At 73.9% G+C, this 620-nt stretch carries 1 pseudogene; it reads left to right on the plus strand.

The features are described from left to right. Positions 1 to 620 (plus strand): annotated as a pseudogene (locus G3I71_RS50600) (hypothetical protein); the annotation flags it as partial.

A 620-nucleotide genomic window follows, 5' to 3' on the forward strand; every position in this document is an offset into this window, starting at 1 on the left:
GACGTCGACTGCCTCATCCTGTGCTCCACCCGCTTCCCCGGCGGCCCGCGCACCCACGGCACGTTCGTGGAGAACGTGCTGGCCGCCACGGGCCTGGGCGCCGCCGCCGTCATCGGGCTCACCCTCGGCCGCTGCGCCAACCTCCTGGCGGGCATCCGCACGGCCCAGGCGTACGTCGCCGCGGGCATGGACGAGGCGACCGCCGCGGACACCGTGCGGCACGTCGAGTACGCCGACGACGCGTTCGTCGTCCCGGACCACCACGCGGCCACGATGCCGACGTACGCCGACCCGGCGATCCTGCAGTGGGTGCTGGCGCAGCGTCGTGCACCCGCGCCGAGCCCCGTGCTGGGCGTCACCGCGGTCACCGAGGTCGGCTCGTTCGGCCAGCAGGTGACGCAGGTCGTGCTCGAGTACGGCGCCGACGTCGACGCGTCGGGCCTGACGCCCGCGGACTTCCGCGTCGAGGACTCGGGGTACAACTTCCGGTTCGCGGGCATCGAGACGCGGGCCGTCGAGCCGCTCGACCAGCTGCTGCGCAAGGGCGAGACCTCCAAGGAGGTCTACGTGCTGCGCCGGCTCCAGGAGGACCCGGACGCACCCGCCGAGCTCTCCGGGCA

Origin of the sequence: Streptomyces sp. SID12501, from assembly GCF_010550245.1 — a bacterium.
GTDB lineage: Bacteria > Actinomycetota > Actinomycetes > Streptomycetales > Streptomycetaceae > Streptomyces.